Annotated in this window: 17 protein-coding genes; 16 read left to right on the forward strand and 1 reads right to left on the reverse strand. The window is 41.2% G+C overall.

Features of this window, described 5'->3' with window-relative positions:
• The first annotated feature begins 5 nt into the window (after window positions 1-5).
• From FQT24_RS00265 to yaaA, 3 genes are all read left to right on the forward strand, one after another.
• On the forward strand, window positions 6-1601 hold the full coding sequence (locus tag FQT24_RS00265; RefSeq protein ID WP_143951826.1) for a hypothetical protein: 1596 nt from the start codon (window positions 6-8) through the stop codon (window positions 1599-1601).
• A gap of 61 nt (window positions 1602-1662) precedes the next feature.
• The gene (locus FQT24_RS00270) at window positions 1663-1827 is read left to right on the forward strand and encodes a YczI family protein (RefSeq protein WP_031227831.1); all 165 of its coding nucleotides are present in this window, start codon (window positions 1663-1665) and stop codon (window positions 1825-1827) included.
• 78 nt (window positions 1828-1905) lie between these two features.
• Entirely contained in the window at window positions 1906-2634 is a 729-nt protein-coding gene (gene yaaA / locus FQT24_RS00275; protein ID WP_143951827.1) for a peroxide stress protein YaaA, read from the forward strand.
• Window positions 2635-2759: 125 nt separating this feature from the next.
• Here yaaA and FQT24_RS00280 read toward each other — a convergent pair whose 3' ends face one another.
• Window positions 2760-3308 carry an NADPH-dependent FMN reductase gene (locus FQT24_RS00280; protein ID WP_143951828.1) on the reverse strand — a complete coding sequence of 183 codons (549 nt, stop codon included), beginning with the start codon at window positions 3306-3308 and terminating at the stop codon, window positions 2760-2762.
• 388 nt (window positions 3309-3696) lie between these two features.
• On the opposite strand from FQT24_RS00280, the gene FQT24_RS00285 reads away from it, so the two are divergent.
• From FQT24_RS00285 to FQT24_RS00360, 13 genes are all read left to right on the forward strand, one after another.
• The gene (locus FQT24_RS00285; protein ID WP_143951829.1) at window positions 3697-4893 is read left to right on the forward strand and encodes an MFS transporter; all 1197 of its coding nucleotides are present in this window, start codon (window positions 3697-3699) and stop codon (window positions 4891-4893) included.
• Between the two features lie 338 nt (window positions 4894-5231).
• On the forward strand, window positions 5232-5720 hold the full coding sequence (locus FQT24_RS00295) for a cell wall elongation regulator TseB-like domain-containing protein (RefSeq protein ID WP_185952521.1): 489 nt from the start codon (window positions 5232-5234) through the stop codon (window positions 5718-5720).
• On the forward strand, window positions 5717-6895 hold the full coding sequence (locus tag FQT24_RS00300; RefSeq protein WP_124788285.1) for a pyridoxal phosphate-dependent aminotransferase: 1179 nt from the start codon (window positions 5717-5719) through the stop codon (window positions 6893-6895). Before FQT24_RS00295 ends, FQT24_RS00300 begins: the two co-directional genes overlap by 4 nt.
• 16 nt (window positions 6896-6911) lie before the next feature.
• Window positions 6912-8255: an asparagine--tRNA ligase gene (gene asnS, locus FQT24_RS00305; protein WP_142358837.1), complete on the forward strand. Its 1344-nt coding sequence runs from the start codon at window positions 6912-6914 to the stop codon at window positions 8253-8255.
• Window positions 8256-8407: 152 nt separating this feature from the next.
• Window positions 8408-8698 carry a 30S ribosomal protein S6 gene (gene rpsF, locus FQT24_RS00310; RefSeq protein WP_001151778.1) on the forward strand — a complete coding sequence of 97 codons (291 nt, stop codon included), beginning with the start codon at window positions 8408-8410 and terminating at the stop codon, window positions 8696-8698.
• Between the two features lie 11 nt (window positions 8699-8709).
• Complete coding sequence (gene ssbA / locus FQT24_RS00315) at window positions 8710-9180, forward strand: single-stranded DNA-binding protein SsbA (protein WP_000609606.1); 471 nt, start codon at window positions 8710-8712, stop codon at window positions 9178-9180.
• A 31-nt stretch (window positions 9181-9211) separates the two neighbouring features.
• A complete protein-coding gene (gene rpsR, locus FQT24_RS00320) occupies window positions 9212-9451 on the forward strand; it encodes a 30S ribosomal protein S18 (protein WP_000068664.1) in 240 nt (79 codons plus the stop codon).
• Window positions 9452-9673: 222 nt separating this feature from the next.
• The gene (locus tag FQT24_RS00325; protein WP_143951830.1) at window positions 9674-10177 is read left to right on the forward strand and encodes a GNAT family N-acetyltransferase; all 504 of its coding nucleotides are present in this window, start codon (window positions 9674-9676) and stop codon (window positions 10175-10177) included.
• A gap of 79 nt (window positions 10178-10256) precedes the next feature.
• Window positions 10257-11657: a bifunctional Cof-type HAD-IIB family hydrolase/peptidylprolyl isomerase gene (locus tag FQT24_RS00330; RefSeq protein WP_143951831.1), complete on the forward strand. Its 1401-nt coding sequence runs from the start codon at window positions 10257-10259 to the stop codon at window positions 11655-11657.
• 1 nt (window position 11658) lies between these two features.
• Window positions 11659-12021 (forward strand): S1 RNA-binding domain-containing protein, encoded by a 363-nt coding sequence (locus FQT24_RS00335; RefSeq protein WP_000689605.1) that lies wholly within the window; start codon window positions 11659-11661, stop codon window positions 12019-12021.
• A 52-nt stretch (window positions 12022-12073) separates the two neighbouring features.
• The gene (locus tag FQT24_RS00340) at window positions 12074-12823 is read left to right on the forward strand and encodes a tRNA1(Val) (adenine(37)-N6)-methyltransferase (RefSeq protein ID WP_143951832.1); all 750 of its coding nucleotides are present in this window, start codon (window positions 12074-12076) and stop codon (window positions 12821-12823) included.
• Complete coding sequence (locus FQT24_RS00345; RefSeq protein WP_143951833.1) at window positions 12813-13109, forward strand: GIY-YIG nuclease family protein; 297 nt, start codon at window positions 12813-12815, stop codon at window positions 13107-13109. The genes FQT24_RS00340 and FQT24_RS00345 overlap by 11 nt, the downstream gene beginning before the upstream one ends.
• Before the next feature lie 179 nt (window positions 13110-13288).
• Complete coding sequence (locus FQT24_RS00360) at window positions 13289-14224, forward strand: manganese-dependent inorganic pyrophosphatase (protein ID WP_045612055.1); 936 nt, start codon at window positions 13289-13291, stop codon at window positions 14222-14224.
• Window positions 14225-14293: the final 69 nt, after the last annotated feature.

Here is a 14293-nt window from a genome sequence, read left to right on the forward strand (position 1 = left end):
AGTAAATGAAACGAATAGTCTTTGAACTTATTTTTATCGCAACGACCTGGTATATCTTTTTACCGCCTCTTAACCTGACCAGCTGGGAATTTCTCTTTTTCCTCTGTGGGCATTTGCTGGTTGTAGCAATCTTATTTGGCTTTGGCAAGGGAATCAATTGGGTCAAAACGGTTCATGTGCGCCACGGCAAGGCAGAAGCTGCCTTAAATCTAGAGGGTTTCAAAATCAATCGGTTAGGGAAAATCCTTTTAGCTTCTATTGGAGGAATTCTTCTCTTAACAGCCTTGGTTTCCTTGGTGACTTCTAGTATTTTTCAGGCTAAAAATTATGCCAATGTAGTTACAGTTACGGAAAAAGAGTTTACTGAATTTCCTAAGACTGACACCAGTAAGGTTCCTATCTTAGATAGAAGTACCGCTGAAAAAATTGGTGACCGCTACTTGGGTTCCCTAACAGATAAGGTATCGCAATATGTAGCGGCAGACACCTATACCCAATTGACGATTGATGGGAAGCCTTATCGGGTTACGCCACTAGAATACGCTGACCCTATCAAATGGTTTAACAATCAGGCCAAGGGAATCGGCGAGTATATCAAGGTTGACATGGTAACTGGAAATGCCAACTTGGTGGATTTGGAGACACCAATCAAGTATTCGGACTCGGAGTATTTTAACCGTGATGTCAAGCGTCACCTGCGCTTGAAGTACCCAACCAAGATCTTCAAAACTCCATCCTTCGAGGTGGACGATGAGGGAAATCCTTTCTATGTAGCAACGGTTTACCAAAAGCAATTTGGGCTTGCGGTTCCTCGTCCTATTTCAGTCATTATCTTGGACGCCACAAATGGAGAGACCAAGGAATACAGCTTATCAGATGTTCCAGAATGGGTGGACAGGGTCTATCCAGCAGAGGAAACTATTGAGCAAATCAACTACAACGGCAAGTATAAGGACGGTTTCTGGAATGCTATGATTTCCAAGAAAAACGTGACCCAGACTACCAAAGGCTATAATTACTTGTCTATCGGCAATGACATCTACCTCTACACAGGTGTGACATCGGCCAATGCAGATGAAAGTAATCTTGGTTTCATCCTAGAAAATATGCGAACAGGAGAAATCACTAAGTATAGCTTGGCTTCTGCGACCGAAGAATCAGCCCGTGAATCAGCTGAAGGTGCTGTTCAGGAGAAATCCTACAAGGCAACCTTCCCAATCCTCATCAACCTCAATGACAAGCCTCTATACATCATGGGCTTGAAGGACAATGCTGGCTTGGTTAAAGAGTACGCTCTGGTTGACGCAGTCGAGTACCAAAATGTTATTGTAGCTACTACGGTGGAAGAGCTACTCAGCAAGTACGCCAATAAAAACGACCTTGAAATTGACAATGCAACAACAGAAAGCATTAAGGGTGTGGTGGCAGATCTCAAATCAGCTGTTATCAAGGGCGACACCGTCTACTTCTTTAAAGTTGATGGCAAGATATACAAGGTTAAGGCCTCAGTATCAGATGATCTTCCTTACCTTGAAAATGGTAAAACCTTCGAAGGTCAAGTAGGAAAAGACAATTATCTCAAGACCTTTAAAGTGCAGTAAAAAAGGTTTATTTAAGAAATATATGTTATAAGATAAATTAATACTAATGGAGGACAAACAAATGGGTTTTTATGTGATGCTTGCTTCAATGTTACTCGGACTGCTCGCTTTGAAGATAGGTTTTTCTCAGTTCAAGGAGAAAAAAGATAAATTCTTATCTATCTTAACAAGTTTAGCTGGTATAGCCCTTGTTCTCGTGGCTGTCTGGTTAGGATGGCCCAAATAAACAGAGAAACCTCGGTCAAACCGAGGTTTTTCAGATGAATTTCTTGGTTGTGGCTAAAAAATATGCTACACTATTAATATGAAAATTTTAATCCCAACAGCAAAAGAAATGAACACAGATTTGCCAAGTATTGAAGTCGCTCCTTTAAAATCAGAAAGTCAGGCTGTGCTGGATGTCTTGGCTCTCTATTCTTCTAGTCAATTGGAGAGTTTTTACAAAGTTTCAGCCGAGAAGGCAGTGGAGGAATTTCAACATATCCAAGCTTTGAAAAGGCAAACTGCTCAACACTATCCAGCTCTGAAACTTTTTGATGGGCTTATGTATCGCCATATCAAGCGAGACAAACTGACCGAGGTAGAACAAGCCTATCTTGAAAATCATGTATTTATTACTTCGGCTTTGTACGGAGTCGTACCAGCCTTGTCACCTATGGCCCCTCACCGTTTGGATTTTTTGATGAAGTTAAAAGTCGCTGGTAAGACTTTGAAGAATCATTGGAAGACAGCCTACGATGAAGCTCTGAAGCTGGAAGAAGTGATTTTCTCTCTCTTGTCGTCCGAGTTTGAGACTGTATTTTCTAAGGAAATCAGAGAAAAAATGGTGACCTTCAAATTCATGGAGGATAGAGGTGGTCAGCTGAAGATTCATTCAACTATTTCTAAGAAAGCGCGTGGTGCCTTCCTAACGTCTCTGATAGAAAATCAAGTACAGACGGTAGAAGAAGCTCGTCGCTTAAGCTTTACAGGATTTGTTTACAGAGAAGACCTGTCCCAACCACAGGAATTGGTTTTTGTAAAGGAAGTATAGAAATCAGATATTTTGTATTTGGCAATATGTATCATCAGCTATTTTAGTTTATAAATGAGAAAAAAGCGAACAAGCTAGTCTTCTGAGTGTCAGAAAAGTAGTCTTGTTCGCTTTTATTATGTTAGTTACTTGATCGCATTGACCAAGTCTTCCGCTTGTTTTTCAAGTGAGTTTAGGACTGATTCTTCGAGAACCAATTTTCCGTCTGCCCAAGCAGAGTCATTGACACGTGCAGCAGTGAAATCACCAACGACTTGTGTACGGATAAATGGCAAGAGATCTTTGTAAATAGCGAAGAGTTGATCGTGACCGGCATTAGCTACAGATGATACGGTGACAAACTTGTCTTGAAGGGCAGAAGCACCACGTGTATCAGACAAGTCAAGGGCACGAGATAGCCAGTCAAGCAAATTTTTCACTGTTCCAGGGATAGAGAAGTTGTAGACTGGAGAGAAGATCCAGATAGCATCCGCAGCGAAAACCGCTTCACGAGCAGCAGCTACAGCTGGGTGAGTTGGAACTTCTAAATCTTGGCTGAAGAGAGGAAGAGTTGAATAATCAAGGTAGCTAACTTCTGCTTGACCATCAAGTGCTTTCTCAGCTTCGAGAGCCATTTGGTGGTTAAAAGAACCTTGACGTAGTGATCCGACGATAAATAATACTTTTTTAGACATGATGTGTCTCCTTTTTCTTAAATTTTCGAGAACTCTCTCGTTGTTATAAAACATATTACAACAAAACAAAAGGACTTGCAAGAAATTTGCTCAAAGATAATTAAAACTATAAAATTGCCGAAACTCTAGTCACTTGCTACTGGAATGCATTTGATTTTCGAAGAGTATTCTAACATTCTCTTGTAATATGATGACATAAGTGCTAAAATAAACAAGAAAACTCGCAATAGAAACCGCAGAACAGCTATTTTCCGGTATCATTTCATAAACAATTAAACGAAAATAATGGCATTTCAAGAATGCTTCTAAAAGGGGTGGAGATCATGTAAGGCACAGATTAACAAGTGACGGACAAAAGAAATAATAATACACTTGTTAAGGAGAAAAGATGTTAATAAGAAATTATCGGAAAAATATTGGCCTGATGGCCGGAGTTGAGTTTTTTGCATTTCTAGGGATTACCAGTTTTTGGATTCTCTTTCTCAGTCAAAACGGCATGTCTCTTTGGCAGATTGGACTTCTGGAGAGTATTTTTCATACGACCAGTCTTCTCTGTGAAATTCCATCTGGTATGTTAGCTGACCGCTATTCCTATAAGACCAACCTTTATTTAAGTCGTATAGCAGGAATTGTGTCTTCTATTCTCATGTTGGCTGGGCAAGGAAATTTTTGGATTTATGCACTAGCTATGGCGGTAAGTGCCTTGTCTTATAATTTTGATTCAGGCACAAGCGCAGCAATGGTTTATGATTCAGCCGTGGAAGCTGGACTCAAGAAGCGTTACTTATCTATTTCAAGTTTTATGTCAGGAGTAGCAGAAGGAACTCGGTCTTTGGGGACAGTGTTGGCGGGATTTTTTGTCCATGGTCAATTGCACCTGACCTACTATATCATGATTGCGACTTCTATCATAGTTCTTTTCCTGATTTGGATGCTGAAAGAACCAAGTGTCAAGGTAGAAAAAGCTGATAGTGTGACCATGAAACAAATTATTTGGACTGTTAAGGATGAGTTGAAGCGAAATCCCATGCTGTTCAACTGGATGATTTTGTCTCAGATTGTCGGAACACTCATGTGCATGTTTTATTTTTACTATCAAAATCAGTTACCAGATTTAAGTGGTTGGCAAATTTCAGCAGTTATGCTACTTGGTAGTCTCTTAAATATCGTCGCAGTCTATCTAGCGAGTAAGATTGGAAAGAACTATGCTGCCTTGAAGCTTTTCCCTATCCTCGTGCTGCTGACTGGCGTCACCTATATGTTGTCCTACTTTGGAACACCTCTAATCTATATTTTGGTCTATTTGATTAGTAATGCTCTATATGCTCTTTTTCAGCCGATTTTTGACAATGATTTGCAAGAGCGGCTCCCAAGTGAAGTAAGGGCAACCATGCTGAGTGTCTACTCTATGATGTTTAGCCTGAGTATGATTGTGTTTTTCCCACTGACAGGTTGGTTGATTGACCATTTAGGATTTGTAGTAACATTTCTTTATCTAGGCTTCTTTTTAGTCATGATTAGTCTTCTACTGCCTGTCTTTTTAGGAAAAATGGCTAAAAGAATGGATGATAAAGTGATTCTATAGATTAAAAAACTTACGAAAACTTGAGTGTCAAGCTCAGGTTTTTTAATAGGTTGATTTTGGAGCTGTCTTTACTTTTCTTGCTCGGTTTTAATCAAGAAAAATCTGTTTCCTTTGAAGGAAGAAATAGAATTGGTTTCTTATACTCAATGAAAATCAAAGAGCAAACTAGGAAGCAAGCCGCAGGTTGCTCAAAGCACAGCTTTGAGGTTGCAGATAGAACTGACGAAGTCAGTAACCATATCTACGGCAAGGCGAAGCTGACAAAGTTTGAATTGGATTTTCGCAGAGTATTCTTATATTCACTTGTAATAAAGCCTAATAGATGGTAAAATAGACGAGTGAAAAAAAGACAAAACAAAGCAAAAAATAATCTACTGTGGCAGTATGGTCTAGGGATGACGATTTTGTTTGTGGTTATCAGTGCTTCCTTTCTGTATCTGGTGTTTTTGGGGATGAAACCCTATCAAACTGCTAAAAGTGAAGGAGAAAAATTAGCTCAGCAGTATGCAGGATTAGAGCAGGCTGATCAGGTTGACTTATACAATGGCTTAGAATCCTATTACAGCGTTCTTGGTCGCAATAAAAAACAAGAATCACTTGCTGTCCTGATTGGAAAAGATGACCATAAGATTTACGTTTATCAGCTAAATCAGGGTGTTTCACAAGAAAAAGCAGAAGCTCTTTCTAAGGAAAAAGGAGCTGGCGAGATTGACAAGATTACCTTTGGCCGTTATCAAGATAAGCCAATTTGGGAAGTCAAGTCAGGAACTGATTTTTATCTAGTAGATTTTGAAACAGGAGCATTGGTCAATAAGGAGGGCCTATGAAACTATCCAACCGTGTTTTAGAAATGGAAGAAAGTGTAACCTTGGCTGCTGGAGCTCGTGCCAAAACACTCAAGGCTGAGGGCAGAGATATTTTGTCTCTAACCTTAGGTGAGCCAGATTTCACTACTCCCAAGAATATCCAAGATGCCGCCATTGCATCGATTCAAGATGGGCGTGCTTCTTTTTATACAGTAACCTCAGGCCTGCCAGAACTCAAGGCAGCGGTCAATACTTACTTTGAACGCTTTTACGGTTATTCTGTAGCGCCAAATCAAGTGACAGTCGCTGCGGGAGCCAAATTTTCTCTCTATACCTTCTTTATGGCTGTGGTCAATCCAGGTGATGAAGTGATCATCCCAACCCCTTACTGGGTCAGCTATGGAGATCAAGTCAAGATGGCAGAGGGCGTTCCAGTCTTTGTTCTTGCTAAGGAAGACAATCATTTTAAGGTAACCGTAGAGCAGTTGGAAGCAGCTCGCACTGACAAGACCAAGGTTTTGGTGTTGAATTCGCCATCTAACCCCACAGGTATGATTTACACCCGTGAGGAACTCTTGGCAATCGGAAACTGGGCTGTAGAAAAGGATATTCTCATCCTAGCAGATGATATCTATGGTCGCTTGGTCTATAATGGTCATGAGTTCACACCGATTTCTAGCCTATCGGAAGCGATTCGCAAGCAAACAGTGGTCATCAATGGTGTGTCTAAAACCTATGCTATGACTGGTTGGCGGATTGGTTATGCTGTCGGTGAAGCAGACATTATCGCTGCCATGTCCAAGATTGCAGGTCAAACAACCTCGAATCCGTCAGCAGTAGCCCAATATGCAGCAGTTGAGGCTCTATTAGGTGAACAAGATACTGTAGAAAGCATGCGTCAGGCTTTTGAAGAACGTCTCAATACCATTTATCCCCTTCTTGCAGAAGTGCCAGGATTTGAAGTGGTCAAACCGCAAGGAGCCTTCTACCTCTTCCCAAATGTCAAAAAGGCCATGGAGATGAAAGGCTATACAGATGTGACAGAATTTACAACCGCTATCTTAGAAGAAGCTGAAGTAGCCTTGGTAACAGGAGCAGGCTTTGGAGCGCCAGAAAATGTCCGCCTCAGCTATGCGACAGACCTAGACACGCTTAAAGAAGCAGTTAAACGCTTGAAAGTATTTATGGAAAAATAAAAGAAAAGGAAAAATAATGACAAAACGTGTAACGATTATTGATGTAAAAGACTATGTTGGTCAGGAAGTGACGATTGGGGCTTGGGTTGCCAATAAATCAGGAAAAGGAAAAATTGCCTTTTTGCAATTGCGTGACGGAACAGCCTTTTTCCAAGGTGTAGCCTTTAAACCAAACTTTGTAGAAAAATTTGGTGAAGAAGTAGGAGCTGAAAAGTTTGATGTTATCAAACGCTTGAGTCAAGAAACGTCTGTTTATGTGACAGGTATTGTCAAAGAAGACGAACGTTCTAAGTTTGGCTATGAGCTGGATATTACAGACATCGAAGTAATCGGTGAATCTCAAGACTACCCAATCACACCAAAAGAACACGGGACAGACTTCTTGATGGACAACCGTCACTTGTGGCTCCGTTCTCGTAAGCAAGTAGCGGTGATGCAAATTCGTAACGCGATTATCTATGCAACTTATGAGTTTTTTGACAAGAACGGCTTCATGAAGTTTGATAGCCCAATTCTTTCAGGAAATGCAGCAGAAGATTCAACAGAACTCTTTGAAACTGACTACTTCGGAACGCCAGCTTATTTGAGCCAGTCAGGTCAGCTTTACCTAGAAGCAGGTGCTATGGCCCTTGGTCGTGTCTTTGACTTTGGTCCAGTATTCCGTGCTGAAAAATCAAAAACACGCCGTCACTTGACTGAGTTCTGGATGATGGACGCAGAGTATTCATACTTGACACACGACGAGTCACTTGACTTGCAAGAAGCTTATGTAAAAGCTCTTCTTCAAGGTGTTCTTGACCGGGCGCCTCAAGCCTTGGAAACCTTGGAACGTGATACTGAGCTTTTGAAACGCTATATTGCAGAGCCATTCAAACGCATCACTTACGATCAAGCAATTGACCTCTTGCAAGAACATGAAAATGATGAAGACGCTGACTACGAGCATCTTGAGCATGGAGATGACTTTGGTTCACCACATGAAACTTGGATTTCAAACCACTTTGGTGTGCCAACTTTTGTTATGAACTATCCAGCAGCCATCAAGGCCTTCTACATGAAACCAGTTCCTGGAAATCCAGAGCGCGTGCTTTGTGCAGACTTGCTTGCCCCAGAAGGTTACGGAGAAATCATCGGTGGATCTATGCGTGAGGAAGACTACGATGCATTAGTTGCTAAGATGGATGAACTTGGCATGGATCGTACTGAGTATGAATTCTACCTTGATCTTCGTAAATACGGTACAGTACCACACGGAGGATTTGGTATTGGTATTGAGCGTATGGTAACCTTCGCAGCAGGTACAAAACACATCCGTGAAGCCATTCCGTTCCCACGTATGTTGCACCGTATCAAACCGTAAGAATAGGAAAACGCCCATGTGGCGTTTTTTCGCATTTCAGAGTTTTTACTTGCGTAAAAAATTGTTTTCTAGTATAATAGTTTATTGTGAGCGAACCTCACTTACCCCTTGCAAAGTCTTGGGGTCATTAGACCAAAAGGAGGAACATATCAATGGCTAAATACGAAATTCTTTATATTATTCGTCCAAACATTGAAGAAGAAGCTAAAAACGCTTTGGTAGCACGTTTTGACTCTATTTTGACTGACAACGGTGCAACTGTTGTTGAATCAAAATCTTGGGAAAAACGTCGTCTTGCATACGAAATCAAAGATTTCCGTGAAGGACTTTACCACATCGTTAACGTTGAAGCAAACGACGATGCAGCTCTTAAAGAGTTTGACCGTCTTTCAAAAATCAACGCTGACATTCTTCGTCACATGATCGTCAAAACTGACGCGTAAGAAGGTAAACTATGATTAACAATGTTGTACTTGTAGGGCGTATGACACGTGACGCTGAGTTGCGTTATACCCCATCAAATGTAGCAGTTGCGACTTTTACTCTTGCAGTAAACCGTACATTTAAGAGTCAAAATGGCGAACGTGAGGCTGATTTTATCAATGTCGTTATGTGGCGTCAACAGGCTGAGAACCTTGCTAATTGGGCTAAAAAAGGCTCACTTATCGGGGTGACAGGTCGTATCCAGACTCGTAGTTACGATAACCAGCAAGGACAACGTGTCTACGTGACAGAGGTCGTGGCTGAGAATTTCCAAATGTTGGAAAGCCGTAGTGTGCGTGAGGGTCACACAGGTGGAGCTTATTCTGCACCAACTGCAAACTATTCAGCGCCTACAAATTCAGTACCAGACTTTTCACGTGATGAAAATCCATTTGGAGCAACAAATCCGTTGGATATTTCAGATGATGATTTACCATTCTAATGGACAACTAAAATTATAAAGGAGAAAAAACATGGCTCAACAACGTCGTGGCGGATTCAAACGCCGTAAAAAAGTTGATTACATCGCAGCAAACAAAATTGAATATGTTGATTACAAAGATACTGAGCTTCTTAGCCGTTTCGTTTCAGAACGTGGGAAAATCCTTCCTCGTCGTGTAACAGGAACTTCAGCTAAAAACCAACGTAAAGTAACAACAGCTATCAAACGCGCTCGCGTAATGGCTTTGATGCCTTTCGTAAACGAAGATTAAAAAAAGGGGTCCAGTGGACCTCTTTTTCATGAGCTCGGAAAAAAGAAAGCGAATGAAGACCCCGACGGGTCTTTTTTTCACGAGACTTGAAATGAGAGAGCGAGTTGGGGTCCAGTGGACCTCTTTTTCAGACTCGGTTGGATCTTTTTTCACGAGATAGTTTTTTTCTGACTTTGGCGTGATATAATGGTAATAGAAAGAGTAAAGGTGGGTAAGTCAAAGATGAATTGTACGATTAGAAATATGATTAAGTCTGATATTGAATCCTTATCTCATGGATTTATGAATCAAGGTTGGCCTGCTAGAGAAGAAATCTTAGCTAGCTATTTTTGGGAGCAAGCAAGTGGCGATAGAGAAGTCTTGGTAGCGACTATGAATGGAGTAGTGGCAGGTTATATTACCATTTTACCTTTGGTTAAACATGGTCCTTTTGCAGAAGTCTATCCAGAATTATCAGATTTTAATGTGTTTGAGCCTTTTCGAAATCAAGGGGTTGGGAATCAACTGCTAGAAGAAGCAGAAAAACGAGTCAAGTTTGTTTCTAGTAAGGTCACTCTAGGTGTAGGTTTGCACTCGGGGTATGGTCCTGCCCAGAGATTGTATATCAAACGAGGATACATTCCAGATGGGACAGGTGTGTGGTATAGAAATAAACCGCTAGAAATGGGTGCAAGTTGTCAAAATGATAATGATTTAGTTTTATACTTATCCAAGGACTTACAATAAAACTGGAAACTTTTTGAAAATAGGGGATTTAGCTACTTTATGGTATAATGGAAAGAGTTAGATTGAAAGAGGTAGTGAGATGGATGCGAAATTAAGATACAAGGCAAAGAAGATTAAGATTGTCTTTTTTGATATTGATGATACATTGAGAAATTCCAAGACAGGTTTTATTCCGTCTTCAATCCCAACTGTTTTTAAGCAATTACGTGAGAAAGGAATTTTGACAGGTATTGCTTCTGGACGAGGGATTTTTGGTGTCGTTCCGGAGATTCGTGAGCTCAAGCCTGACTTTTTTGTGACCTTAAATGGGGCCTATATCGAAGATAAAAAAGGTCAGGTTATTTATCAACATCAGATTGAGAAGTCAGATGTTGAGGAGTATATCTCTTGGGCCAAGCAAGAGGGAATTGAGTATGGTTTGGTTGGGAGTCATGATGCCAAGTTGTCGACTCGCACCGATATGATTAGTGAAGCTATCAATCCAATTTATCCCGACTTAGATGTAGATCCAGATTTCCATGAAAAAGAAGATATCTATCAGATGTGGACTTTTGAAGATAAAGGAGATGACTTGCACTTGCCTGATAGTCTCTCAGACAAACTTCGCATGGTTCGTTGGCATCAACATTCGTCTGATATTGTTCCGATTTCAGGCTCCAAAGCGACGGGTGTGGAAAAGGTTGTGGAATACCTTGGCTTGAAACCAGAGAACGTCATGGTTTTTGGAGATGGGCTGAATGACTTGGAACTCTTTGATTATGCTGGAATCAGCGTTGCAATGGGAATTTCTCATGATAACATCAAAGAAAAAGCAGATTATATTACAAAAACATTAGAAGAAGATGGCATTTTTGATGCCTTAGAAGGATTTGGTATGGTAGAAAAGGAATTGCATTTCCCACAAGTAGATATTGAAACAGTAGAAGGTCCTCTTGCGACCATTAAAACCAATCACGGAGACTTGCGTATCAAGCTCTTCCCTGAACATGCTCCTAAAACAGTGGCTAACTTTGTTGCTCTTTCAAAAGATGGCTACTATGATGGTGTCATTTTCCACCGTATTATCAAGGACTTTATGATCCAAGGTGGAGACCCAACTGGAACTGGTATGGGTGGCGAGTCAATCTACGGCGAATCATTTGAGGATGAATTCTCTGAAGAACTTTACAATATCCGTGGTGCCCTTTCTATGGCCAATGCTGGTCCAAATACCAACGGCAGCCAGTTCTTTATCGTGCAAAATCAACATTTGCCTTATTCTAAGAAAGAAATTGCTCGTGGTGGTTGGCCAGAACCGATTGCGGAAATCTATGCCAACCAAGGAGGAACTCCTCACTTAGACCGCCGTCATACTGTTTTTGGTCAGCTAGCTGATGAAGCGTCTTACGCTGTTTTGGATGCCATTGCTTCTGTTGAGACAGGGGCTATGGACAAGCCAGTTGAAGATGTCGTGATTGAAACAATTGAAATCGAGGACTAGGATGAAAATCGGTGATAAGCTAAAGGGTCGTATTACAGGGATTCAGCCCTACGGAGCCTTTGTTGAGCTAGAGACGGGTGATACGGGGCTGATTCACATTTCAGAGATTCGGACAGGCTTTATTGAAAATATCCAAGAAGCCTTGAAAGTCGATGAAGAGGTTCAGGTTCAGGTAGTGGATTTAGATGAATTTACAGGGAAAGCTAGTCTTTCTATCCGCACTTTGGAGGAAGAAAAGCACCAGTTTCCGAGACGGCGACGCTTTTCAAGCGACCGTTTTAACTATGGCTTTGCTCCTCTTAAACGAATGATGCCAATTTGGACCAAGGAAGCCCTCCAACATTTGAAAAATCAGAAGCACTAGTTAGAAATCTCTATCTTTTGTAATGTTAATATGAATTTGCTATAATAGGAACATGGAAGAAGAACAATTATTAAAATCGGGGGAGCGCATTAACCAGCTCTTTTCGACAGATATCAAAATCATTCAAAATAGAGAGGTTTTTAGCTATTCGGTGGATAGTGTTCTCTTGTCACGTTTTCCACGTTTTCCTAAAAAGGGATTGATAGTGGATTTTTGCGCTGGAAATGGAGCAGTGGGGCTATTTGCTAGCACTCGTACTCAAGCACATATATTGGCTGTTGAGATTCAGGAGCGTTTGGCGGATATGGCTGAACGCTCTGTCCGTCTGAATGGTTTAGAAGAGCAGATGGAGGTCATCTGTGATGATTTGAAAAATATGCCTGCTTACATCCAGGGAAGTAAGGTGGATATGATTTTGTGTAATCCACCCTATTTCAAGGTGGATCCTCATTCCAACTTGAACGAGAGTGAACATTATCTCTTGGCGCGCCACGAAATCACGACCAATTTGCAGGAAATCTGTCGTAGTGCCCAGAGTATTCTCAAGTCTAATGGGCGTTTGGCCATGGTTCATCGTCCTGATCGCCTCTTGGATATTCTGGACATGTTGCAACGGCACAATCTAGCGCCTAAGCGCCTGCAGTTTGTTTATCCAAAGAGGGAAAAAGAAGCCAATATGCTTTTGATTGAGGCTATCAAGGATGGCTCGACAAGTGGCTTTAAGGTCTTGCCACCTCTCATTGTCCACAATGATGATGGCTCTTATACGCCTGAACTTGAAGAGATTTATTATGGATCATAAGGCTTATATGTACGTGCTGGAGTGTCGTGACGGATCCTACTATACGGGTTATACAACTGATGTGAGAAGACGCCTGGCTGTCCACAACAGTGGGAAGGGAGCCAAATACACACGAGCACGCTTGCCAGTCAAACTTATCTATGCTCAAGGTTTTGCCAGTAAGGCTGAAGCCATGTCGGCTGAAGCCCTTCTCAAGCGTAAGAAGAGGCCACAGAAGGAAAAATTTTTATCTGAAAATCAAGATAGAAATTTGCTTATACTCAATGAAAATCAAAGAGCAAACTAGGAAGCTAGCCGTAGGCAGTACTTGAGTACGGCAAGGCGAAGCTGACGTGGTTTGAATTTGATTTTCGAAGAGTATCAGTTATTTTGAAGAATTGTGAGGAGCCCTTTGACTCCTCTTACTTTTGTCAAAAAGCGAAAAAAATGCTACAATAAAGAGAATAAACAAAATGAGGTATTATCATGTCTAAGATTCTAGTATTTGGTCACCAAAATCCAGACTCAGATGCCATCGGGTCATCTGTAGCCTTTGCCTACCTTGCAAAAGAAGCTTACGGTTTGGATACGGAAGCTGTTGCCCTTGGAACTCCAAATGAAGAAACAGCCTTTGTCTTGAACTATTTTGGTGTAGAAGCACCGCGTGTTATCACTTCTGCCAAAGCAGAAGGTGCAGAGCAAGTTATCCTGACTGACCACAATGAATTCCAACAATCTGTATCAGATATCGCTGAAGTAGAAGTTTATGGTGTTGTAGATCACCACCGTGTGGCTAACTTTGAGACTGCAAGCCCACTTTACATGCGTTTGGAGCCAGTTGGTTCAGCGTCTTCAATCGTTTACCGTATGTTCAAAGAACATGGTGTAGCTGTGCCTAAAGAGATTGCTGGTTTGATGCTTTCAGGTTTGATTTCAGATACCCTTCTTTTGAAATCACCAACAACACACCCAACAGATAAAGTCATTGCTCCGGAATTGGCTGAATTGGCTGGTGTCAACTTGGAAGAATATGGTTTAGCTATGTTGAAAGCTGGTACCAACTTGGCTAGCAAATCTGCTGAAGAATTGATTGACATCGATGCTAAAACTTTTGAACTCAACGGAAACAATGTCCGTGTTGCTCAAGTAAACACAGTTGACATCGCTGAAGTTTTAGAACGTCAAGCAGAAATTGAAGCTGCAATGCAAGCCGCTAACGCAGCAAATGGTTATTCTGACTTTGTCTTGATGATTACAGATATCGTCAACTCAAACTCGGAAATCTTGGCTCTTGGTGCCAATATGGGCAAGGTCGAAGCGGCTTTCAACTTCAAACTTGAAAACAATCATGCCTTCCTTGCTGGTGCTGTTTCACGTAAGAAGCAAGTGGTACCTCAATTGACTGAAAGCTTTAATGCTTAAGATTTTGAGTGTTAATTCAAATTAGGAAAGGCTAGTTTGACTTATATCGAAAGGAGTTTCAGCTCCTTT

This window comes from Streptococcus mitis (assembly GCF_901542415.1).
Classification (GTDB): Bacteria; Bacillota; Bacilli; order Lactobacillales; family Streptococcaceae; genus Streptococcus; species Streptococcus mitis_BL.